The sequence below is a fragment of the Mesorhizobium sp. WSM4307 genome (assembly GCF_007003945.1).
In the GTDB taxonomy this organism is placed as follows: domain Bacteria; phylum Pseudomonadota; class Alphaproteobacteria; order Rhizobiales; family Rhizobiaceae; genus Mesorhizobium.
This window is the reverse complement of the sequence record NZ_VFTB01000003.1, coordinates 356414-376837: the sequence shown is the minus strand read 5'-3', so window position 1 is coordinate 376837 and position 20424 is coordinate 356414. Positions and strand designations below refer to the sequence as shown.

At 62.4% G+C, this 20424-nt stretch carries 18 protein-coding genes; 5 read left to right on the top strand and 13 right to left on the bottom strand.

Annotated elements, in window-relative coordinates:
* Genes FJV83_RS08850 through FJV83_RS08840 form a run of 3 tightly spaced genes read left to right on the top strand, consistent with a single transcriptional unit; the run spans position 1 to position 3532 of the window.
* Positions 1–1527, top strand: a complete 1527-nt coding sequence (locus tag FJV83_RS08850; RefSeq protein ID WP_142885941.1) for an ABC transporter ATP-binding protein — start codon at positions 1–3, stop codon at positions 1525–1527.
* Positions 1524–2624, top strand: coding sequence for an ABC transporter permease (locus tag FJV83_RS08845; RefSeq protein ID WP_095775903.1), 1101 nt, complete (start codon positions 1524–1526; stop codon positions 2622–2624). The genes FJV83_RS08850 and FJV83_RS08845 overlap by 4 nt, the downstream gene beginning before the upstream one ends.
* Positions 2621–3532 carry an ABC transporter permease gene (locus FJV83_RS08840; RefSeq protein ID WP_095792995.1) on the top strand — a complete coding sequence of 304 codons (912 nt, stop codon included), beginning with the start codon at positions 2621–2623 and terminating at the stop codon, positions 3530–3532. Before FJV83_RS08845 ends, FJV83_RS08840 begins: the two co-directional genes overlap by 4 nt.
* Positions 3533–3896: 364 nt before the next feature.
* Here FJV83_RS08840 and FJV83_RS08835 read toward each other — a convergent pair whose 3' ends face one another.
* The 10 genes from FJV83_RS08835 to FJV83_RS37515 all read right to left on the bottom strand — a co-directional run bounded on the left by FJV83_RS08835 (position 3897) and on the right by FJV83_RS37515 (position 13097).
* Positions 3897–4625: an ABC transporter ATP-binding protein gene (locus FJV83_RS08835; RefSeq protein WP_095792947.1), complete on the bottom strand. Its 729-nt coding sequence runs from the start codon at positions 4623–4625 to the stop codon at positions 3897–3899.
* Positions 4618–6396 (bottom strand): ATP-binding cassette domain-containing protein, encoded by a 1779-nt coding sequence (locus FJV83_RS08830; RefSeq protein WP_142885942.1) that lies wholly within the window; start codon positions 6394–6396, stop codon positions 4618–4620. Before FJV83_RS08830 ends, FJV83_RS08835 begins: the two co-directional genes overlap by 8 nt.
* Complete coding sequence (locus tag FJV83_RS08825; protein WP_142877211.1) at positions 6383–7216, bottom strand: branched-chain amino acid ABC transporter permease; 834 nt, start codon at positions 7214–7216, stop codon at positions 6383–6385. The genes FJV83_RS08830 and FJV83_RS08825 overlap by 14 nt, the downstream gene beginning before the upstream one ends.
* Before the next feature lie 64 nt (positions 7217–7280).
* Positions 7281–8432: a substrate-binding protein gene (locus FJV83_RS08820; RefSeq protein WP_142885943.1), complete on the bottom strand. Its 1152-nt coding sequence runs from the start codon at positions 8430–8432 to the stop codon at positions 7281–7283.
* A gap of 53 nt (positions 8433–8485) precedes the next feature.
* Positions 8486–9331 (bottom strand): nitrilase family protein, encoded by an 846-nt coding sequence (locus FJV83_RS08815; RefSeq protein WP_142885944.1) that lies wholly within the window; start codon positions 9329–9331, stop codon positions 8486–8488.
* Between the two features lie 248 nt (positions 9332–9579).
* Positions 9580–10224, bottom strand: coding sequence for an ANTAR domain-containing protein (locus FJV83_RS08810; RefSeq protein WP_095792942.1), 645 nt, complete (start codon positions 10222–10224; stop codon positions 9580–9582).
* Entirely contained in the window at positions 10224–11357 is a 1134-nt protein-coding gene (locus FJV83_RS08805; protein ID WP_095792941.1) for a transporter substrate-binding domain-containing protein, read from the bottom strand. Before FJV83_RS08805 ends, FJV83_RS08810 begins: the two co-directional genes overlap by 1 nt.
* Before the next feature lie 833 nt (positions 11358–12190).
* Positions 12191–12304 carry a YdhR family protein gene (locus FJV83_RS36915; protein ID WP_246691831.1) on the bottom strand — a complete coding sequence of 38 codons (114 nt, stop codon included), beginning with the start codon at positions 12302–12304 and terminating at the stop codon, positions 12191–12193.
* Between the two features lie 176 nt (positions 12305–12480).
* Complete coding sequence (locus FJV83_RS08795) at positions 12481–12912, bottom strand: hypothetical protein (RefSeq protein WP_246691830.1); 432 nt, start codon at positions 12910–12912, stop codon at positions 12481–12483.
* A 50-nt stretch (positions 12913–12962) separates the two neighbouring features.
* A complete protein-coding gene (locus FJV83_RS37515; protein ID WP_280951258.1) occupies positions 12963–13097 on the bottom strand; it encodes a hypothetical protein in 135 nt (44 codons plus the stop codon).
* A 155-nt stretch (positions 13098–13252) separates the two neighbouring features.
* On the opposite strand from FJV83_RS37515, the gene FJV83_RS08790 reads away from it, so the two are divergent.
* Positions 13253–13531, top strand: coding sequence for a hypothetical protein (locus tag FJV83_RS08790; protein ID WP_142877206.1), 279 nt, complete (start codon positions 13253–13255; stop codon positions 13529–13531).
* A gap of 476 nt (positions 13532–14007) precedes the next feature.
* Here FJV83_RS08790 and FJV83_RS08785 read toward each other — a convergent pair whose 3' ends face one another.
* Positions 14008–14931 carry a LysR family transcriptional regulator gene (locus tag FJV83_RS08785; protein WP_142877205.1) on the bottom strand — a complete coding sequence of 308 codons (924 nt, stop codon included), beginning with the start codon at positions 14929–14931 and terminating at the stop codon, positions 14008–14010.
* A 102-nt stretch (positions 14932–15033) separates the two neighbouring features.
* On the opposite strand from FJV83_RS08785, the gene FJV83_RS08780 reads away from it, so the two are divergent.
* Positions 15034–15726 (top strand): alpha/beta hydrolase, encoded by a 693-nt coding sequence (locus FJV83_RS08780; protein WP_095775912.1) that lies wholly within the window; start codon positions 15034–15036, stop codon positions 15724–15726.
* 628 nt (positions 15727–16354) lie between these two features.
* Here FJV83_RS08780 and FJV83_RS08775 read toward each other — a convergent pair.
* Together FJV83_RS08775 and FJV83_RS08770 are read right to left on the bottom strand one after the other, a co-directional pair.
* Positions 16355–19921, bottom strand: coding sequence for a molybdopterin cofactor-binding domain-containing protein (locus tag FJV83_RS08775; protein WP_142885946.1), 3567 nt, complete (start codon positions 19919–19921; stop codon positions 16355–16357).
* On the bottom strand, positions 19918–20421 hold the full coding sequence (locus tag FJV83_RS08770) for a (2Fe-2S)-binding protein (protein WP_095789177.1): 504 nt from the start codon (positions 20419–20421) through the stop codon (positions 19918–19920). The genes FJV83_RS08775 and FJV83_RS08770 overlap by 4 nt, the downstream gene beginning before the upstream one ends.
* Positions 20422–20424 lie beyond the last annotated feature (3 nt).

Sequence of the window (20424 nt, the reverse complement as noted above, 5' to 3'; positions counted from 1 at the left end):
ATGACTGCTTCGCTCCTGTCGCTTCGCGGCATCTCCAAGAAATACGGCCAGATCCATGCCAATCAGGACATCGATCTGGACGTGACTCCACGGTCGATTCACGCGATCCTCGGGGAAAACGGGGCGGGCAAATCGACGCTGATGAAGCTGATTTACGGCGTCGAACAGCCAGACGGCGGAACCGCCTTCTGGGACGGCGAACCCTTGCGCCTTGCCTCCCCCGCGGAGGCGCGGCGTAAGGGGATCAGCATGGTTTTCCAGCATTTTTCGCTCTTCGAAACCCTGACCGTGGTGGAGAACATTCGACTGGTCGTGCCAGGCCGGAAAGCCCGCCTGGCGGAGCGCACCCGCGCGCTCGGGGACGAGTTCGGCTTGGAGGTCGATCCACTCGCCCAAGTGCATGCGCTCTCCGTAGGCGAGCGGCAGCGGGTAGAGATCATCCGTTGCCTGATGACCAATCCGAAGCTGCTGATCCTCGACGAACCAACCTCTGTCCTGCCCCCGCAATCGGTGGGCAAGCTTTTCGAGACGTTGCGCCGGCTACGCGACGGCGGCGTCTCCGTCCTGTTTATCTCGCACAAACTGGACGAAATCCGTGCAGTCTGCGACCGGGCGACCATCCTGCGCGGCGGGCGCGTGACCGGAAACGTCGACCCGCGCGATCACGATACGCACGACCTTGCCTGCATGATGATCGGCCGCGACATGCCGGAGCCAGCGCCGGCACTTCCCATGCCCCGGGGGGAAAAGCGGCTCGAGATTATCGGCCTGGACTATCGGCCCCACGACCTCTTTGCCGTTGCGCTCTCAGATGTCGACCTCACGCTGCGTTCCGGCGAAATCCTCGGCATAGCCGGCATTTCGGGGAATGGGCAGAGCGAACTCGCCGCGCTCGTCTCCGGCGAGACGCTGCTGCCGAAGGGACAGCGCGACCATATCCACATGATGGGCAAGGATGTGAGCGCGCTCGACGCGGCCTCGCGCAGAAAACTCGGATTTGCCTTCGTCCCTGAAGACCGGCTCGGTCGCGGCGCGGTACCCGAGATGTCGCTCGTCCGCAATAGCCTGCTGACGGCTCATCCGCTCGGGCTTTTGAGACGCGGTCTGGTCGACAAGGCGCGGGCGACGGCGTTCACCAATGACTGCATCCGGCAATATGATGTGCGCACGCCCGGCCCGGACGCGGAGGCCGGCGCGCTTTCGGGCGGCAATCTGCAGAAATTCATCGTCGGCCGCGAGATCATGCTGTCCCCGAAACTGCTGCTCGTGGCGCAGCCGACATGGGGCGTCGACATCGGTGCCGCATCCGCCATACGCAGGCGCCTCGTCACACTGCGCAACGGAGGCATGGCGATCCTCGTCATCTCCGAGGAACTGGAGGAACTCTTCGAACTCTGCGATTCCATCCAGGTGCTCCATCACGGCCGGCTGAGCCCGCCGCTGGTCACGAACGACACCAGGCCGGAGGACATCGGGCGATACATGATCGGAGCATCTGCAACCGCCGCCGGTCAGGTTCCCGCATGAACGCTTTTCCAGTGTCTATCCTCCCGGCCCTTGTGCGCCGGGAGCACGCCTCGCTCGCTGCTACGCTGCTTGCCCCTCCCGCCGCGCTCGCCGTGGCGATCCTTTTCAATCTTGGGCTCTACGTGCTGATCGGCCGGGACCCGGCAGCAGTCGTCTATGCGATGCTCCTCGAGCCGTTCCTGTCCTGGGCCTCATTCTCGGAAGTGCTGCTCAAAACAGGACCGCTGCTTCTCGTAGCGCAGGGGCTGGCGATTGGTTTTCGCGCAAAGGTGTTCAACATCGGGGCCGAAGGCCAGTTTATCCTCGGCGCCATCTTCGCCTCGGCCATTCCCGTATGGTTTCCGCTGGCAACGGGCCTTTGGATCTGGCCATCGATGCTGCTCCTCGGGGCCATAGGCGGCGCCCTCTGGGCGTCGATAACCGCCTTCTGGCGCGTCCGGCTCAACGCCAACGAGATTCTTGTCTCCCTGATGCTGAGCCTCGTTGCCGTACAGGTGCTCAACTACCTGCTGCTTGGCCCGTGGAAGGATCCCAATGGCTTCAACTTTCCTCAATCCGTGATGTTCCAGTACGATGCGATGGTGCCGATCCTGATCCCCGGCACCCGCGTCAACGTCTCGCTGCTTCTGGCATTTGCCTTGTCCATCGCGGCATGGGCATTCATACAGAAGAGCTTCACCGGCTACAAACTGCAGGTTGGCGGGCTCGCGCCGCGTGCTGCCGCCTATGCCGGTTTCGCCGAGGGACGGGCGATCTGGCTCTCTCTGCTCATCGGCGGCTTCGCCGCGGGACTGGCGGGCGCGGCCGAGGTGGCCGGCCCTATCGGTCAACTGCAGCGCTCGATCTCGACGGGTTATGGCTACGCGGCTATCATCGTCGCCTATCTCGGCGGTCTGCATCCCCTGGGCATCGTCTTTTCCGCGCTCATCATGGCGGCGCTCTATATCGGCGGCGACAACGCCATGGTGTCGGCCAATCTGCCGGTCGCCGCGGTGCGCGTCTTCCAAGGCAGCCTGCTCCTCGCCTATCTCATCGCCGCTGCCTTCGTGCGCTACCGTCTCGAATGGCGCCGTCCCGCCCACCGGAGCCCATCATGAACGCCGTCGAGTTCGTCCTTGCCGGCATGCTCGCGGCCGCAACGCCGTTTCTTCTCGCGTCGCTGGGCGAGCTGGTGGCCGAACGCACCGGGGTGCTCAATCTCGGTGTGGAAGGATTGATGGCATTCGGCGCGGTCCTCGCCTTCATCATCGTCTATCATGGCGGCGGGCATTTCCTGGGTTTCCTCGCCGCGGGCGCCGGCAGCGCGGCGTTGTCCCTCGTCTTTGCCATCGTCACGCTCGGGTTTCGTGCAAACCAGGTGGCGACTGGCCTCGCCATCGGCATCCTCGGCCAGGGCCTCTCGGCGCTGTTCGGCAAGACCTATGAAAGCCTTACTGTCCGGGGGCTTCCAAAGCTCGCCTTGCCCTGGCTTTCCGATATCCCGGTCGTCGGCGGGCTTTTCACGCAGGATGTCGTCGTCTGGCTTTCCCTTGCGGCGACCTTGGCCATCTGGGCGATGTTTGCCTATACGAAGGCCGGGCTCGTCATCCGGGCCGTCGGTGAAAACCCTAAGGCGGCGCACGCCATCGGCTATCCGGTCATCGCCGTCCGCCTCGCCGGAGTCACGTTCGGCGGCGCGATGGCAGGCTTTGCCGGCGCCTACGCCGCAGTGGTTTATACGCCGCTTTGGGCAGATGGAATGATCGCCGGGCGCGGCTGGATTGCCATTGCCCTCGTCGTTTTCGGAACGTGGCTCACCGGTCGGATTTTCCTGGGTGCATGCCTCTTCGGCGCGGTGTCGCTTTTGGCTCTCGCCGCGCAGGCAACGGGACTGGACGTGCCGTCGCAACTGCTTTCAAGCTTGCCCTACCTGGTCACGATCATCGTACTCGGCATCATTTCATCAGACCGCCGCATGATGCAGCTCAACGGCATCGCCTCGCTCGGTGACCCCTTCGAGCATTAACAACAGCTAAATTTAGTTTCCATGCGAGTTGTGGCTCAGCTTTATCCCAAAGCGGGTCAATCAATGCATTTTAACCACGGCGCTATGAGCGCGGCCGCATTGGGGCCGACAGCGGGCCGGCAGCTTTAAGCTACAAATAGCTAGCAGCGGACATTGCTGCACTCCGCTTGCTTCGTCGAGAAGCTGGCCTGGGCGGACACTCGGATCTCCAGACTGAAAGGTCGGAATGCGCCCTGACCCGGATATTGTCTTGGTTGCCGGTTCGGACATTCCCGTCGCCGCGAGCTTCCTTCTGCAAATCGCCGGCCACAGCGTCGCAGTTCAGGGGAACGAATGGGTTCGGAGTATCTGGGCCGGATACGCCTTAGATCTTCAGATGCTGAAGAACTCGGCTCGCCGTTCCCTCGGTTACATCCCCAGCATCGTCGATACGGCCAAGTTTTAGCACCGCCCAGTTGTCGGCGACGCCAAGCGCGAAGGGCAGGTTCTGCTCGACGATCAGGATCGTCGTGCCGTTGGCCCGGCGTTCTTCCTTGAGAGCTGTGGCGATGCGTTCGACGACGGAGGGCTGCAGGCCTTCGGAAATCTCGTCGATCAAAAGCAGCTTCGGCTGCAGCATCAGCGCACGGCCGAGGATGAGCATCTTCTGCTCGCCGCCGGACAGCGTTCCGGCGCGTTGCGACAGGCGCTCCCGCAGGAACGGAAAATGCCCGTAGACCCGCTCTACCGCTTGCGCAAAGCCGCGATCCGAACGCAGGGCGAGCCGCAAATTGTCGCGCACGCTGAGATCCTGGAACAGGGCCTGCTCCTGTGGCGCATAGCCGACGCCCGATGCGATCAGCGAGGCCTGGGAAACGCCTGACATCGACGCGCCATCAAGGCTGATGTCGCCCGAACGCAGCGCCACGAAGCCTAAAATGGTTTTAAGCACCGTGGTCTTGCCCATGCCGTTCTTGCCCATCAGCGCAAAAATCTGCCCAGGCGCGATGGAAAGCGACAGCGCCTCGATGACGGCAACCGGCCCATAGCCGCTCGAAACGTTCGACAGCGAGAGTTTCGGCAAGGTGGTTCTGGCCTCTCTGGTCTCAAGCATGGGCGGCTCCCGAATAGATCGTCCTGACCGTTTCGGAATTGACGACGTCGGCGACGCTGCCGTCGAGGACAAGCTTGCCCTGGTGGAGAACGACGATCCTGGTCGAGATGTCGCGGACGAAATCGAGATCGTGCTCGACCAGGATGGCGGCAAAGCCAAGCTCCCCGGTCAGCTTCTGCAGCGTGCCACCGATGGTGGTGCGCTCGACCTTGGTCAGTCCGGCCGTCGGTTCGTCGAGCAGGATGAGTTTTGGCTCGAGCGCAACCACCATGGCGAGCTCAAGGCTCTGTTTCTGCCCATGCGACAAGAGCGACACCGGCTGGCCGAGCATACGGTCGAGCCCGGTGGAGCGCAAAATATCGGCGGCGGCTGCCGGCAGTCCAAGCGTGGCGGAGCGGCGCAGCAGGCTCGGCGCCTGGCGCGAGGCGCGTGCCATGCGCAGGCAGTCGGCGACGGTCAGGCTGTCGAAGACGCTCGCCACCTGGAATTTTCGGCCGACGCCGAGCGTCACGATTTCGTCCGGGGTCATGCCATCGATGTTCTGGCCGGCGATGCTGACGCTTCCGGTGGTGGCCTCGGTGCCGTCGCTGAGGCAGCGCATCAGCGTCGTCTTGCCCGCGCCATTGGGGCCGACGAGGCTGACCAGTTCGCCGGGGCGCACATCGAGGTCGATGCCTTGCAGAACCTGCAGGCTGCCGAAGGATTTGCCGAGGCCGCTGACGGAGAGCACGCGGTTGTCGCCGGTGCTGCCGTTCCCGGCCGGCGCGACGGTGATGGCCGGGCTGCCGGCGGCGTTGGCCTGCTCACCATTGCGGCGCGGCAGGGCCATTCTGGCCAGTTGCGCCAACCCGTTCGGCAACAGGATGATCATGACCACGAACAGGGTTCCGACGACCAGGTTCCACAGGAAGGGCAGATCGCCGGACAGCTGGGCGCTGAGATAGTCGATGCCGATCGCACCCATGACCGGCCCGATAATGGTGCCGCGGCCGCCAAGGGCGGTCCAGAGGACGATCTCGGTGCCGAAGACGAAGCCGGTGTTTTCCGGCGCCACCACGCCGGAGGCATTGGCATAGAGGAAGCCGGCAATGCCGGCGACGCCGGCCAGCAGCGCCGTCAGCACGATCTTGAGGCGCTGCGGATTGAGGCCGAGATAGGCGCAGCGCGCTTCATTGTCGCGAATGGCGACGAGCAGCTTGCCCGCATCGGAGCGGGTGAAGACCAGGGCGACGACTGTGGTGACGATCAGGCAGATGCCGGTGAGCCGGAAATAACCCGGCAGGCCGAGCGGCAGGCCGGAATAGCCGACCAGCCCGCTGCTCGATCCGGTCCACACTCCGCCCGAAAACACCAGTTGCGTCACCACGATCGGCACCACCAACGAGATCACCGTCGCATAGAGCGGTGTCGAGCCATGGCCGAACGACAGCCAGCCGACGAAACCGCCGAGCAGCACAGGCACGATGACTGCCAGGGCAAGCGCCAGCGCCAGAAGGGCGGGCGTCGAGCCGAGATGGCTCAGCACCATGGCACTGGCATAGGCGCCGGTGCCGAAGAACGCCGCCTGGCCGAAGGTCAGGATGCCGGTGTAGCCCCACAGAATGTCGACGGTCACCGCCAGCATGGCGTAGATCATCGAGCGGGTCAGCACGTTGAGCGTAAAGCGATCGAACAGCGCAGGTCCGATGACGACGACGACCGCGGTCGCAAGCGCAATGGCTGCAAACAGCCAGACCCTCGGTGGGATGGAACGGTTTTCAGGCACGGGCAAATCCCTTCGGGCTGATGCGCAACACCAGGGCGCACAGGACCGCCACCGTGATGCCGCCGAGAATGGGGCTGACGAAGGTGCTGACCAGAACCTGGGCGCCACCGAAGACGATGCAGGCGATGGCCAGCGTCGAGAAGGACGATCCGGCGACCATGACCAGCATGAACGAGCCGATCAGCCAGGCGACGCCCATATTCGGATCGACGCTGGTCAGCGGCGTCAGCAGCACGCCGGCAAGTGCCGCCAGTCCGGTGCCGACCATGAAGGTGGCCAGCCGCACGCGGGCGGTGTCGACGCCGAGCGCGCGGGCCAGCATCTCGTTCATGATCACCGCTTGCGCCGACAGGCCGAGCCGCGTGCCTTCGAGAAGAAAGGTGAAGGCAAGCCCGATCACCAGCGCGGCGGCCACCGCGAACAGCCGGTAGAGCGAATAGCCGACACCGAAGACATCGACCGTGCCCGACAGGAGATTGGAAGTGAATTGCACGTCGCGCCCGAACCACAGCGTGATCAGCTGGCCGATGACGATGCCCAGCCCCCAGGTCGCCAGAATGGCGTCTAGCGGCCGGCGATAGAGCGGCCGCACGATCACCAGTTCGGTGATGCCGCCAAGGATTGCGCCGACGGCAAATGCGATCGGCAGCGCTGCCCAGGGATTGAGCCCGAGGCCGGCCGTCGCCACCGCGCAATAGGCACCGATCGTCAGCCAGGCGCCGTGGGCGAAATTGATGATCTTCAGCACGCCGAAGATCGCAAGCAGGCCGGCGGCAACGATGAACAGGATCGCCGCCGTCGTCACCATGTCCAGGAGAAGCGTCATGGCAGGTCCTCGATGATGTGGAATGGGGCGGCTCAGGGCCGCCCCGTTGCGAACAGAGGCGCGACTACAGGTTCGGGCACTGTTGCCCGGGGTCGACGCCTTCGAATTTGTCGACGACGGTCACCGAGCCATCCGCCTTTACCTGGCCGAGATACATGGTCAGCGGAGCGTGGTGCTGCTTGCTCATCGAGACCGTGCCGCGGGGGCCGACGAAGGATACCTCGGCAAGCGCTGCGAGCACAGCGGCTGTGTCGGTCGACCCGGCTTTCTCGACCGCGGCCTTGTAGAGGTAGATGCCTTCATATTCAGGCACTGAGAGGTCGTTGGGGGTGCGCAGGTCGGCGCCGAACTTCTTCTCGATGGCGGCAAGGAAGGCCTTGTTGGCGTCGCTGCCGATGCTGGTCACATAGGAAGCGGAAATGAAGATGTCGGCAGCATCCGCACCCATGCTCTTGGCGGTCCCTTCGTCGACGGCGAGGTTGCCATAGGGGATGGTAACACCAGCGCCGCGCAACTGCTTGGTCAAGGTGACGTTCGGCGCGCCGCCGGCGGTCGAGGTGATCACCGCATCGGCGCCGGAACTCTTCAGGTTGGAGATGATCGCCGTCCAGTCGCTGCCTTCCATCGGCAGATACTCCTCGCCGACCACACTGGCGCCTGACTTCTCGATATAAGCCTTGGCGAATTCCAGCATGCCGCGGCCGAACGCGTAATCCGAGCCGATCAGGAAGAATTTCTTGGCGCCTTGCGTCTTGATGAAATTGTCGACGATCGGCGGCACCTGCTGCTCCGGCACCCAGGCATTGACGAACAGGTTGGCGTTGCAGGATTTGCCCTCGTAGAACGAGGTGTAGATGTAGGGTATGTCGCCCTTCGAGATGATCGGCAGGCCGGCATTGCGGGCAGCACTCGTCTCCATGGTGATGACGGCGTTGACCTCCTTCTGGAAGACCAGCGAATCGAAGGCCTTCTGCGCCCCCGCCGCACCCGAGGCATCGTCGGCGATCTCCAGCGCAAGCTGGCGCCCGAGCACGCCGCCGGCAGCGTTGATTTCGGCAACGGCCAGTTCCGCCGATTGGACGACCGAAGGCGCGACGACGCTGTTGGCGCCAGAGAGACCGACCGGGATGCCGATCTTGATCGGTCCGTCCGCGGCGAAGGCGGCGCTGGTCAGGGCGGCGCTGGCGAATGCAAGGATCACTGCTCTGTTCTTCATGGTATTCCCCTTTCTTTGGTTGATCTTACCGGGTGGTGCCGGCTTCTTCTTGGTTATCCGTAGACGTCACTGCGGCGGTCGCCGATGGCGTCGTTGCGCTCACTCAGCGCGCGCGCCCTGGCGACCTCGCCGAGGTTGATCGTGGCGATGAGGATTTCCTCGTCGGCTTCGCTGGCCGGCCCAGCAATCGGCCAGCCGGTCGGGCCGACGATCAGGCTCCTGCCGACAAAGGGCTGGCCGCGCTCGATGCCGACACGGTCGGCGCAGGCGATGTAGATGCCGTTGCTGTGGGCGGCGGCCTTGTGCAGGATGTTGGCCATCGGCTCCGGGTGGTCGCCCTGGGCGGGCATCGGCACCCAGTTGGTCGGCACGCAGACCAGCTCGGCGCCCTTCAGCGCCAGCTGCCGATAGGTCTCCGGGAACCAGCCGTCATAGCAGATCGCCACGCCGATCCGGCCTATCGCGGTCTCGAACACCGGCAGGCCGAGATTGCCCGGCTGGAAGTAGAGTTTTTCGCGGTTCCACAAATGCAGCTTGCGGTAGGTGCCGATGGGACCCGATGGCCCGCACAGCATGGCTGCGTTGAAGAAGCGGTCGCCGTCGCGCTCGGCAAGACCGCTGACGATGTGGAGGTCAAGCTCGTTGGCCAGCGAACAGAGCAGCGTGGCGCTGCGCCCATCCGGGATGGGCGCTGCGAACTCGGCAAGCTCTTCGTGGCTGTCGAAGACATAGCCGCTGTCGGCCAGCTCCGGCAGCACCACCACAGATGCGCCGAGACCGGCGGCCTGGCGGATCAATCGCTCCATCGATTTGAGATTTTTGTCCAGCCGGCCGATCGCCGGCTGGAACTGGATGCAAGCCAGACGTAGGTCCGCCGTCGCTTTCGCATGTGTCGTCAAGGCCTGTCTCCAAACGCAAAAAACCCCTGGGCGCGGAAGTCATCCGCGAGCCAAGGGCTACATAGCCATCAATGTGAAACGGCATTCCTGCCGATGAGCAAACCTGCTCGTGCTTTAAGAAATTGCACGGACGGGAGATCGCGTCAAGGGCCAAAGATTCTGGCCAAAACCGCTGGTGTAAAGTTCGATTTATGGAAGCAAAATCAGCTGGTTATAACAGCTTTTTGCCGCAGCATATCGCTAGCGGCCTATCGATCGGTCGGCTGTTTCTGATTGCCTTGCGTGGCAATTCCGAAGCCGAAAGCCCGCATCGCTTCCTGGGCCGCGAGGATGCCGTCGGCGACAGAAACCAGCGCCACCCGCTTCGATGTCGCCTGATCGCGGATGAGCTTGTAGGCAGTCTCCTCGTCGACGCCGTTCATCTCGACCAGCACCTTGACCGCCTTCTCGATCGTGCGGCGACCTTTCAGCGTATCCTCCAGCTTGCGCACCTTGTTGGCCAGCCGCCCTTCGTAGCCGTAGCGATAGCGGGCCAGCGCAAATTGCGTTAGCACGCCCAGTTGTCGCAGCGGTTTGGTGATGACACCGTGGGCGTTGAGGTCAATGATCGCCTTGATCGAAGTCGGGCTTTCGTAGGTGACGATGGCGACGACTGCTGCATTCACGCCTTCTATGAGTGACACCATCGCATCGGTCGGCGCTTCGCCCACCTGCACGAACACCGTGTCGATATCGCCCGGGATCGACGCCGGCGGCGGCCACGCCGCCCGGACCTCGCAACCCAACCGCCTGAGGTGATCGACCAGGGCAGCGCCATCCTCGTCCTTGGGGTGGATGACCAAGATCTTCGCTTGCCGCAGATCGTTGAGGATGCGTTTGAGCGTCGCCGTCATTACAGCCACGGCTCCTCGAAATGGGTGGCGGCGAGATAAGGGTCTGGCCGGATCGGCGCCTGCGACTGCCATGCGATGTCGAACTGGCCAGCAGCGTTGGCGATGCCGATGCGCGGTGTCGACCAGACATGGCGGTTTTCCTGGTCGAACATCATCCTTCCCTCCGGCGACGCATAGTCGACTTCGAGCGCCGCCTGGCTGAGGCGGAATGTGTCGAGGGTTCCCGCCTTCTCCAGCGCGCGAGCGAACAGATGCACCTGCGTATAGGCCGTTTGCGACCACATGGTCGCGGTTGTCCTGTCGCCAAAGCGGCGGGCGAGGTCACCGACAAAGCGCTGGTTCTCGTCGCTGTCGACACTCGCCAGATAAGGCGCGGCCAGCACATGGCCGGTGCAATGCTCGGCCCCGATCACCCGGATCTCGCCTTCCGCGAGCGTCAGGCTGGCGATCGGCCGCTTTGTCCGGTCGATGCCGGCTTCGGCATAGAGCCTGTAAAGGATCTGCGCGCTACGCCCGATCACCGTCGAGAAGACGGCGTCCGGCGCGGCCTTTTCGATGTCGGCCATTAGCCGTCGCATCCGGCGTTCGTCGGCATCGAGCGGCACATATTGTTCCTCGACGATGGTGCCGCCCCTGCATTCCAGCAGGTCGCGCATCACCCGGTTGGATTCATGCGGGTAGATGTAGTCGGACCCGGCCATGAACACGCGCGGCCCGTAGCGTTGCAGGATGAAGTCGGCAAGCGCGAAGGTGTTTTGGTTGAGCGTGGCGCCGGTGTAGAGGACGTTTTCGGAATATTCGAAACCCTCGTAGATCGAGGGGTACCAGAGCAGGCCATTGTAGCGCTCGACGATCGGCAGCACGGCCTTGCGGCTGCCCGACATCGAACAGCCGAAGATGACGTTGACATCGTCCTCGGTCAAAAGCTTGCGGGCGAGCGACCGAAACGCCTCGGGGTCGCTGCCCGGGTCGTAGGCAATCGGCTCGATCTGCCGCCCCAGTACGCCACCGCCGGCATTGATCTCTTCGATTGCGAGCGCCGTGCCGTAGAAATGCTCGCTTTCGGTGACCGAGGTGATGCCGCTGCGCGAAAAAAGGATGCCGACACGCCATGTCTGGGCTGTTCCTGGCACGGCAATCCTCCCCTGCGTTTTTCCGGGAAAGGCCTATTGCACATGAGGCGTTATGGCAATCGTCATTGGATAGTTGCTCTAGTTGCGTACAGATGACGTGCCGTTTGGTCAGTAGTTAATGCAAAGCGCGGCGCACGTCTCGTTTGAGCGAATGTCAAGAATGCCACCAAGCAGCCGCCATTGTAGCGGCCACTTTGAACGAGCAAAGTTGGCGCAAACTCGCCTATATCCAAAGCACCAGCGATGTCCGCTTTTGGTAGGCGAACCGCACTACTAGAATAACCGAAATGAGGCGCAAAGCTGCCATCAAAGTCGGAGAATATCGGTTGTGGAATTCCACTGCGAGAGATCCGCTTCTGGCCCAAAGCCGGCCTTCGCGACCGGATTGCGGGTGACCCCTTTGCGCCTCTAACCGGACTCTCGGAGCCGACTACCGAGCTGGTCTCGCACCACAGCGGGGCAGCGCGACGCCTCCAGGCTTGGCGATGCTCTCGCCACATGCTGCAACATGCCGCCGTCCCATAGATGTCACCGTTCTCGACAACCTCAAATTGGCTTGAACTGGCTTTACCTACGCGCGACAGCGGGAGGCGCTCGTCCCGTTATCTTAAGTGACGCTTGCGCCATCCTAACCTCCGAGAACACTACTTCACCGGGCCACGTGTGATGGTCGTGAGTCCCCCGATCACGTCAAACGCCTTGATGCTCAACGTCGGATCACCTTTCATCTCCGCAATAATTGGCCCGTCCAAGAAGGCTTGCACTGTGGCGCCATCGTCGAAAAGATAGATCCCTCCGGCTTCGCTTTGGGCCTCGTTTATGATCCAGACCTTTCAGCGCAGGCCAGGTAGGTCCGCGATGGGTTGAGCATAGGGCAGGTTTTCTCGCTCATACTCGGCCCTCGGGCCGGTGAGCTTGTAGTTGATTTGCAGGATTTTGGCCGACATGTCTTCCCTCCCTTATTTCCTCTGTAGTAGGCGTTGCGCGGCTACGAACGACCCTCCGCGCGTGAGCCTGCAACCTCAGTGTGGTTTTCAAGAAAGCGGGACGATTCCCTCGAGCGCCGCATAGACCAAGGTTCGCAGCCAACGGTCCATGCTGCGTGCAAGGCCGGGGTCGCCGCTCAGGAAAAGGCCGCCCTTTTCTTTCTCACGCTCGATGCTGGAGCGGCCCTCCAGGATGGCCCCCAGCGAAACAACGCCGGTCTCGACGTAAAGGTCGACGTCTCAGCGGGGTCGAGCGAGCATAGCTCGGGCAAGTCCGCGCCCGGCTCGACCACAAACCAGTAGTGGGGGCACTTCGGTGGGGGATCGTCGCGGAAATGGAAGCGGATGACGGCGCGCCGCCGCGGCAGTTCAGCGAGGTCGATCTTTCGCCGCACGAACCACATGAGGGTCGAAACATCCACGTCGGCGAGCGCGATCTCGGCCTCGATGTTGCATTGCGCCCATTCCGCCAGCGCGTTCATCGCCGGCTCGAGCTTGATCGACTTCTCGGTGCGGAAATAGGCGACGTTGCCCGACGCCTCGTCCTCCACGCGCTCGACCAGGCCCAACGCTTCCATCTCCTTGAGCCGCCTCGACAAGAGGGCGGACGAGATGTTGCCTACCCCCTGCGAATGTCATTGAAGCGGGTCGAGCCGTTCCAGAGCTCGGTCAGGATTTGGATCGTCCAGCGCGGCTCCGGGAACTCGCAGGCGCGCGAGATCGGGCAGAGCAGTCCGTAAGGCCGTCGCGTCATCGCTGAGCGCTCCTTTGCCGCAAGTTAGGCCTTGCGGAGGACTAAGGCCAGTTCACAATCTGAAGCGGAGCGCTTCCGAAGCTGCCCTGGCGCCTTCCCGCCTTCTGCCGTCACGGTGATCGTCATTCGAGCAACCCGGCCAACGGAGGTTTACCATGACCAGGCGTAACGTGATGCAAACGACACTAGGCCAGACCGCACGGGGCTTGCCGGGCACTGCTCTTGATCGTCCGCTCGAACGCCTGCCGGCCCTTGTCCATGAGTGGCGGACCCGCCGCAACATAGAGCGCGGGCTTGGTCACCTGTCCGACTTCCATCTGCGCGACGTTGGCTTGACCAAAGCTGACGTCGAAGCGGCCTGCGCAGACAGCTTGGATCGATCCGCCTCTCGCGCGCTCAAGAGTGCAGCGCAGAACCGCACGGGCAATTGGTGAGAAAGGAAAGCTGCGTGCGAGGCGATCGTTCTAAATCCCCGTTGATCCAAAGACAGGAACCACTTGAAGGCGGCAAATGATCAGCCGAAGCCGGGCCGCCATCAATCTCTAAGCCCTAATTTCCAGAAAACTGGCGCGCCGCAAGGGATCCGAACTGATGCGTCCGCTTTCGGCCAGATGCTTTCATTCCACAGCATGAATCCGAACCGCGGTCCAAGGCGCTAAGCTGGCATTCGCAGTCGCAGAACATCCGTTTTGGAATTTCACTGCGATATGGCCGCTTCTAGCCGGCAGCGGAACGGCAGCATTTGGTCGGCCAATGCGCAAAAGCGGACCTTAGTAAGTCAAATCGCCTCCATGCACGCTAGCGACTAAGCCGGTCATCCAACGGCGCATTCTGCGTGCCTCAAAGTGGACCGTCGGATATCGCCTAGACGGACGTCCCTTTGCTGTTGATGCTTTGGGCCGTAACTTTACTATGGCGTTTCAGCATACCGAATGATGCTTTGATTTTGAACGCTTTCGATCAACTCGTCCGCACGGGACAGAAGTCGATGGAGCAAAGGTGATGAGTTAGCGTCGGCATATCCCAAAGTAAGATCGACTGTCGGAGGCACACCTTCGAGCGCCCTGGCAACGACGTTCGGCGTCAGCATATTCTGTGCATACAGCGGAACGAGCGTCACGCCTCCAGTGGACGCGACCAGTGACATCGCCGACGATATGTTCTCGCCTTCGTACTTAGGTTTCAGCGTGATTCCAGCGCTCGATGCGTAGGCCTCGATCACTGCTTGCAATACCGGAGACGTCCTCGCTGAGCTGACGTAAATTTCGCTGGCAAGGTCCTGGGGCCGGACCTTTTTGCGCGAAGCCAGGTGATGGCCCGCTGGCAGGATGGCGATCAGAGGCTCCTTCGTCAGCAATTTAAAGGTCAGGCCCAGGCTCTGTTTTTCGGGGCGAAGGAAGGCCATGTCCAGCTTCCCGCGCATCACCGCGAGGGCAAGTTCAGGGGAAGACAGGCTGCACAGCGTGACTTCCGTTTCCGGTACTTCTTCGCGGATGATGCGCAACAGATGAGGCAACCACGTGACCTCCAGCCCTACAAGAAATCCGATGGAAAGTACGGGCCTATTCGGCTGCGCCGCCCGCTGAGCACCATCGACCGCGGCCTCGACCTGCAGAAGTGCGAGCCGGGCATGATCTAGGAAGACGCGTCCCGCAGGGGTAAGCACTACGCCGCGTGCCTGCCGCTCGAGCAACATCACGCCGATTTCGGCTTCCAAATCGCGAATCTGTCGGCTCAGCGAAGGCTGCGATGTGTTTAGCCGCCGCTGGGCAGCAGTTAGCAGACTACCCTCCTCTGCGACGGCAACGAAATAGCGTAAATGTCGGAGTTCCATGGGTCACCGTTATACTTTTAAGGCATAGGTCGAACGTACAAAGTCTTTGTCGCCGGTGGAAGACAGCTCTAGGTCTCTTTTGATCAACCAGGAGACCGCAAAATGTCGACAATATCCAAGCTGACCATCGTGTTCTGCCACGGCATCTGGGCCGACGGTTCATGCTTCAACAAGGTGATTCCAGCGCTCCAGGCAGACGGTCACGAAGTCATCTCTGTTCAATATGGCCTGGATTCGTTCGAGGAGGACGTGGCGACTGTAAAGCGGACACTTAACCGCGTCGGCAATCCCGTCCTCCTTGTCGGGCATTCCTACGGTGGTGCTACCATTACCGCCGCCGGCGTTGACGATCGCGTCGTGGGGCTCGTGTTCATCGCGGCAGTTGCCCCGGATGCCGGCGAAACGGTGCAGAACCAGCTCGATAAGTACCCATCGGATATCTTCACGCGGGTCGAGGTCGCGGATGGACGCGCCTGGATGTTGCCGAATGGCCCTGAATTCTTCGCGGGCGACCTATCCGAGGCAGACCAGAAGCTCATATGGGCTACCCACTATGCGCCCGTGTTCGATCTGTTCCATCAGCAGAATCTCAGCGCCGATCGAATCGCATGGAAGTCAAAGCCGAGCTGGTATGTTCTAGCCACGAAAGACCATACCGTGCATCCCGACCTGCAGCGCTGGGTCTCGAAACGCATGGGCGCTGATGTCACCGAGGTGGTGAGTAGCCACGTGCCGATGCTTTCCCATCCTGCCGTCGTGATCGACGTGATCCGGAAGGCAGTGGCCGCAGTTTAGAACAACTGACAAAGGCCTAATCGGGAAGGGAGGAGACCGCGCGAGGCGGCCCTCTCCCTCTCTCTTTTGCCCACGCGAAGGAGCGCATGACGCTAGGCTCGTGGTCAAAGTTCCTCTGATTGGATAGAATTTTAGGTGGGTCAGCTCGAGGCCGAGCGCCACTGCGCACAGGCGCAAAACGGACCCGCCTTTGCGCACGCCATTCTACGCCAGAGCCCTCTCACCCTTTCAAACGCTTTACATCAACCGCGACATGGGCGCAGATCGAACCTGCAAGTTCAGAGCCGCAAAAAATATTTTGAGGTTTCACCAACTATCGAGAACAATCGGGCGATTTTTTTCACTTTGTGGCGCTCGACGACGCGCCTTACCTGCTTCAAAAAGTACCGTCACTTCTCCAACCAACAGATTTTTTCGGTGCAAAATCAATAGTCATGACCCGGGAGACATGCCAGAGTCGGTGATTTCATTTACTTTTTCGCGGGCCAAAGTCAGAAATCTTCCCATGTCGTTCGTGTGTTTCGGCAGCCCAGAAAAATCCGCTTTCACGCTCGATCCAAATCTCGCCTGGGCGTTCCAACCATGTTTTCCGGAGGGCACATTGGCACTCTGATATTTCCAGTCTGCATCAATGGTGAGTGGATCGGACGGCGGCGAGCGAATCCGGGACGGCTTGCCAGTCCGGTCTGTCGGGCGCGAAACGCGCCCTCAGATAGTTCACGAGGTCGACCAGATCGGCATCGTCCAGGGCGCCGCCGAAGGCAGGCATCGCCATGACACCGAAATCGGTCGCGTCTGTCCTGAGCGGCGAGGCAGCCGGCGCAGACACGCCTTCCAGGATGGCATGGAGGAGATTGTCCGGCGCATCGGCATGAAGATTGGTGTTGAGAGCCAGCGACGTGATGGACGACGCTTCGGAATGACAGGTCTCGCAGGCACCTGCGAACATTCGCGCACCGCGAGGAAAGGCGGCCGCAGCTTTGGGGGCAGCAAGATTTGCAGCATCGATGACGCTTTGGATCGATCCGCTGGCCGCGAACGTTTCGCCGCCAACGTTGAAACTGGCGAGATAGACCGCCAGCGCCCTGATGTCAGCATCGGGAAGCGGTGCCAGCGAATCCACCACGTGAGCCATCGGTCCCGCCGCCGCGCCATGCTGGGCCGAGTGGCCGGTTCGCAGATAATCATAGAAAGCCTTTTCGCTCCAGGCGACCGGCGCGAAGGATTTTGCCGTCAGCGAATGTGCGTGCCAGCCGTCGGCGACGCCGCCGGCAAGATGCATCGCGCCCTTGATCTCTCCGCCGATGACATTGCGCGGCGAATGACAGGCACTGCAATGGCCAAGGCCTTCGACCAGTTCCGCGCCGCGGTTCCAGGCCGCGGTTCGGGCCGGATCGGACGGTGCCGGCGATGACGACAGGAAAAGCGCGTTCCACCCTGCCATCAATGGCCGTACACCGAAGGGAAAACGCAGCTGTGTTTGCGGTACTTTGGCCGTCACGGCGGGCTGTGCCATCAGGTAGGCGTAGAGCGCCTGGAGATCGGCCTCGCTTGCTTTGGCGAATGATGTGTAGGGGTGCGCCGGATAGAGATGGTGTCCGTCGCGCGCAACACCCTGGCGCATCGCCCTGGCGAAAGCCGGGTAGGACCAGGTGCCGATGCCGGCCGCTTCATCGGGGGTGATGTTGGTGGCATAGACGATGCCGAAGGGGGTTTCGAGAGCCCTGCCTCCGGCAAAGGGCGTGCCGGTGACGCCGACATGGCAGACGTTGCAGGCGCCAGCCGCTGCGGCCAGCCGGCCACGTTCGATCGTGGCAGGCGAAAAGACATCGGATAGCGGACGCGCCACAGGGGCAATGGCCGCATTGAACGGGCAAATTCCTGCGCCAAGGGCGATGGCGCCGGAAAAAGCGCCGGCAAGTGGCCAGGCAAACCGCAGGCGCGAACCTTTGGCTCGGGCCGTTCGCCTGTTCCCGTTCGATGGCGACGAAGCCGGCAGCGGATTCAGGGCGGCGCGCACGCGCTCCGGCGTCAGCGGCAGTTCGCGAAAACGCACGCCGGTGGCGTCGAACACCGCGTTGGCGATCGCGGCCGCACTTGGTACGGAGGCGGACTCGCCGGCACCCAGCGGCGGCTCGTCGGGGCGCGGGATCATCAGCACGTCGATGTCCGGCACCTCTGGAAAGCCGATGATCGGATAGGCGCCCCATTCGAGGCTGGCGACCGCGGTGGAAGAAAAATTGACCTCCTCCTTCAGAACGCGGCTGGTCGACTGAATGACATTGCCATGAATCTGGTGGCGAACGCCGTCCGGGTTGATCACCGCGCCGGTATCCTGACCGCAGATGACTTTGGTCACCGCGATCTCGCCCGTCACCTTGTTCACGGCCACGTCGGCGACCCAGGCCGCCCAGGCGGCTGCCTTGCCCGGAAAAGGACCGTGGACATAGACGGCATAGGCAAAGCCGCGCCCGTACAAAATATCGCCCTCGCGGCCATGCGTGCCCGGCTTGGTATGCGGTTTCCACTTGGCGCGTTCGGCCACGGCCCGCACCAGTTCGATTGCGCGCGGATCGGTTAGATAACGCAAGCGGTATTCGACTGGATCGACTTTGGCCGCCGTCGCTAGCTCGTCGATGAAGGATTCATGCGCAAAGCTGTTTGGCAGCGCCGAGACACCACGAAACCACGAGGCGCGGGCAAGTGTGGGCATATCGTGGACGGTGACGCGCAGATTGCCGAATGCATAGGGAGGCACCGCCGTGCGGTCGCCCATCAAGGCGACCTCCGCGACTGGTGAAACCTTGCCGGTCAGGATCAGCGGCAGGGTCGGCGCCAGATTGGACGGGTAACGCGTTTCAAAGTCATAGGCCGCCGGACCACCCTCCTCGTCCAGGCCGCCCCGCACATCGATGACCTGCGCGGCACCCTTTGGCTCCCATGCGTGTTCCTGCTCGCGAGTAAGCTGGACCCGCACCGGCCGGCCGACAGCCCGGGACAACAGGGCGGCGTCAGCCGTCACGTCGTCGGCGCAGTTGCGTCCGTAGCATCCGGCCGCTTCCAGTCGTTCGACAACGATCCGGTCTTCCGGCATGTCGAGAAGTTGTGCCAGGTCGGCGCGCATCGGAAACGGGTTCTGCGTGCCAGACCAGACCGTCAGGCCGTCGTGGCGCCAGTCGGCGACCGCACAGGACGGTCCGATCGACCCATGCATCTGGTAAGGCCAGACATAAGTGCGTTGCATCGGCTCGGCTGTCGCGCCGAGCGCGCGTTCGACATCTCCCCGATCGGCCAGCTTGCGGGCCGTCGACGGATTCCCGCGCAGCGCCGCCTGCGGTGCATTGAGGTCGGGCATGTCCGGTGCGGCGCGCCATCGCACCTCGAGACGTTGCATGGCCTCGACGGCCTGCTCTTCGCGTGAGGCAACCACGCCGACGAAATCGCCTACGGCCACCACGGCGACGAGGCCCGGCACATTGGCCACCGAGTTCTCATCGACGGAAATCAGGCTGGCACCGACGTGCGAACCGGAATCGAAGCCGGCATAGGGCGGTCGGACAACGCGCCCGTGCAGCATCTCAGGCAGACGCACGTCATGGACGTAGGTGAATGTGCCGGTGGCTTTAGCCGGTATGTCGGTGCGTGGCTGCGGCTGGCCGACGATGCGGTATTGCGAAGCATGTTTTTGAGGCGCGTGCGGATTGATGAACAGGCGCGTGTGGGCGCCGGCGATGAGATGACCAAAGCTGACCAGGCGGTTTGTTTCCGTATCTCCCGCGCGGACCACCCCTTCCTCGATGACCAGATCTTCCGCCTTCAAGGCGAAGCGGGTCGCTGCCAATTGCAGCAAATGAACGCGCGCCGTCGCAGCCGCCGCGCGCAGCGGCTTTGCGCTGATCTGGATGGTTTCGCTGGCGATGGTCGCTCCTTGATCCGGGGTGGCCGAGGTCGACCCAAGCACCATGCGGACGCGGTCGAATGGAACATCCAACTCCTCGGCCACGATCTGGGCCAGTGCAGTGCGAATTCCGGTGCCGAGATCGACATGGCCATTGAACGTCGTAACGTTGCCTTTGGCGTCGAGCGCAAGGAACAGTTCATCGTCCCTGCCCTCCAAAGGATTTGGGCGCAGAACCAGAAGCGTATCGGGATCTGCCAGATAGGCCGCGGCAGGCCGGTCGCGCGGGCCGGTCATGAAGCCGTCTCCTCTGCCTCAGCGACTGCGACATCGGATGGGGCCAGAGCCGCTTCGCGAACAGCAGCAAGGATTTCAAGATACGTGCCGCAGCGGCATAGATGGTGGCGCAGGGCAGTTCGAATAGCGGTCTCGTCCGGCTTGGGATTGCTTCTCAGCAACGCCACGGTGGCGATAATCATCCCGTTGATGCAGTAGCCGCACTGGGCGGCGTTGTTTGCAACAAACGCGGCTTGAACGGGATGAAGGTGCTCAGGCTTTCCTAGCCCTTCCAATGTCGTGATCGACCGGCCTGTGACCGCCCCGACCGGCACCGTACACGAGCGAACCGCGGTATCGCCGACGAGCACGGCACAGGCGCCACACTCGGCCAGGCCGCAACCGTATTTCGGGCCATTCAGGCCAAGGTCGTTTCTTAACACGTGGAGAAGCGGCGTCGACGGTGCGACGGAGACTTGCACATCCATGCCGTTGACGCTCAGCGCAATCAATGCCGCCATCCA

Coding starts and splice junctions, on each gene's coding strand:
- FJV83_RS08845 (WP_095775903.1), top strand. CDS start 1,524: ATGAACGCTTTTCCAGTGTCTATCCTCCCGGCCCTTGTGCGCCGGGAG.
- FJV83_RS08840 (WP_095792995.1), top strand. CDS start 2,621: ATGAACGCCGTCGAGTTCGTCCTTGCCGGCATGCTCGCGGCCGCAACG.
- FJV83_RS08785 (WP_142877205.1), bottom strand. CDS start 14,931: ATGGAACTCCGACATTTACGCTATTTCGTTGCCGTCGCAGAGGAGGGT.
- FJV83_RS08850 (WP_142885941.1), top strand. CDS start 1: ATGACTGCTTCGCTCCTGTCGCTTCGCGGCATCTCCAAGAAATACGGC.
- FJV83_RS08820 (WP_142885943.1), bottom strand. CDS start 8,432: ATGAAGAACAGAGCAGTGATCCTTGCATTCGCCAGCGCCGCCCTGACC.
- FJV83_RS36915 (WP_246691831.1), bottom strand. CDS start 12,304: ATGTCGGCCAAAATCCTGCAAATCAACTACAAGCTCACCGGCCCGAGG.
- FJV83_RS08770 (WP_095789177.1), bottom strand. CDS start 20,421: ATGGCGGCATTGATTGCGCTGAGCGTCAACGGCATGGATGTGCAAGTC.
- FJV83_RS08810 (WP_095792942.1), bottom strand. CDS start 10,224: ATGACGGCGACGCTCAAACGCATCCTCAACGATCTGCGGCAAGCGAAG.
- FJV83_RS08780 (WP_095775912.1), top strand. CDS start 15,034: ATGTCGACAATATCCAAGCTGACCATCGTGTTCTGCCACGGCATCTGG.
- FJV83_RS08775 (WP_142885946.1), bottom strand. CDS start 19,921: ATGACCGGCCCGCGCGACCGGCCTGCCGCGGCCTATCTGGCAGATCCC.
- FJV83_RS08835 (WP_095792947.1), bottom strand. CDS start 4,625: ATGCTTGAGACCAGAGAGGCCAGAACCACCTTGCCGAAACTCTCGCTG.
- FJV83_RS37515 (WP_280951258.1), bottom strand. CDS start 13,097: ATGACGCGACGGCCTTACGGACTGCTCTGCCCGATCTCGCGCGCCTGC.
- FJV83_RS08825 (WP_142877211.1), bottom strand. CDS start 7,216: ATGACGCTTCTCCTGGACATGGTGACGACGGCGGCGATCCTGTTCATC.
- FJV83_RS08790 (WP_142877206.1), top strand. CDS start 13,253: ATGACCAGGCGTAACGTGATGCAAACGACACTAGGCCAGACCGCACGG.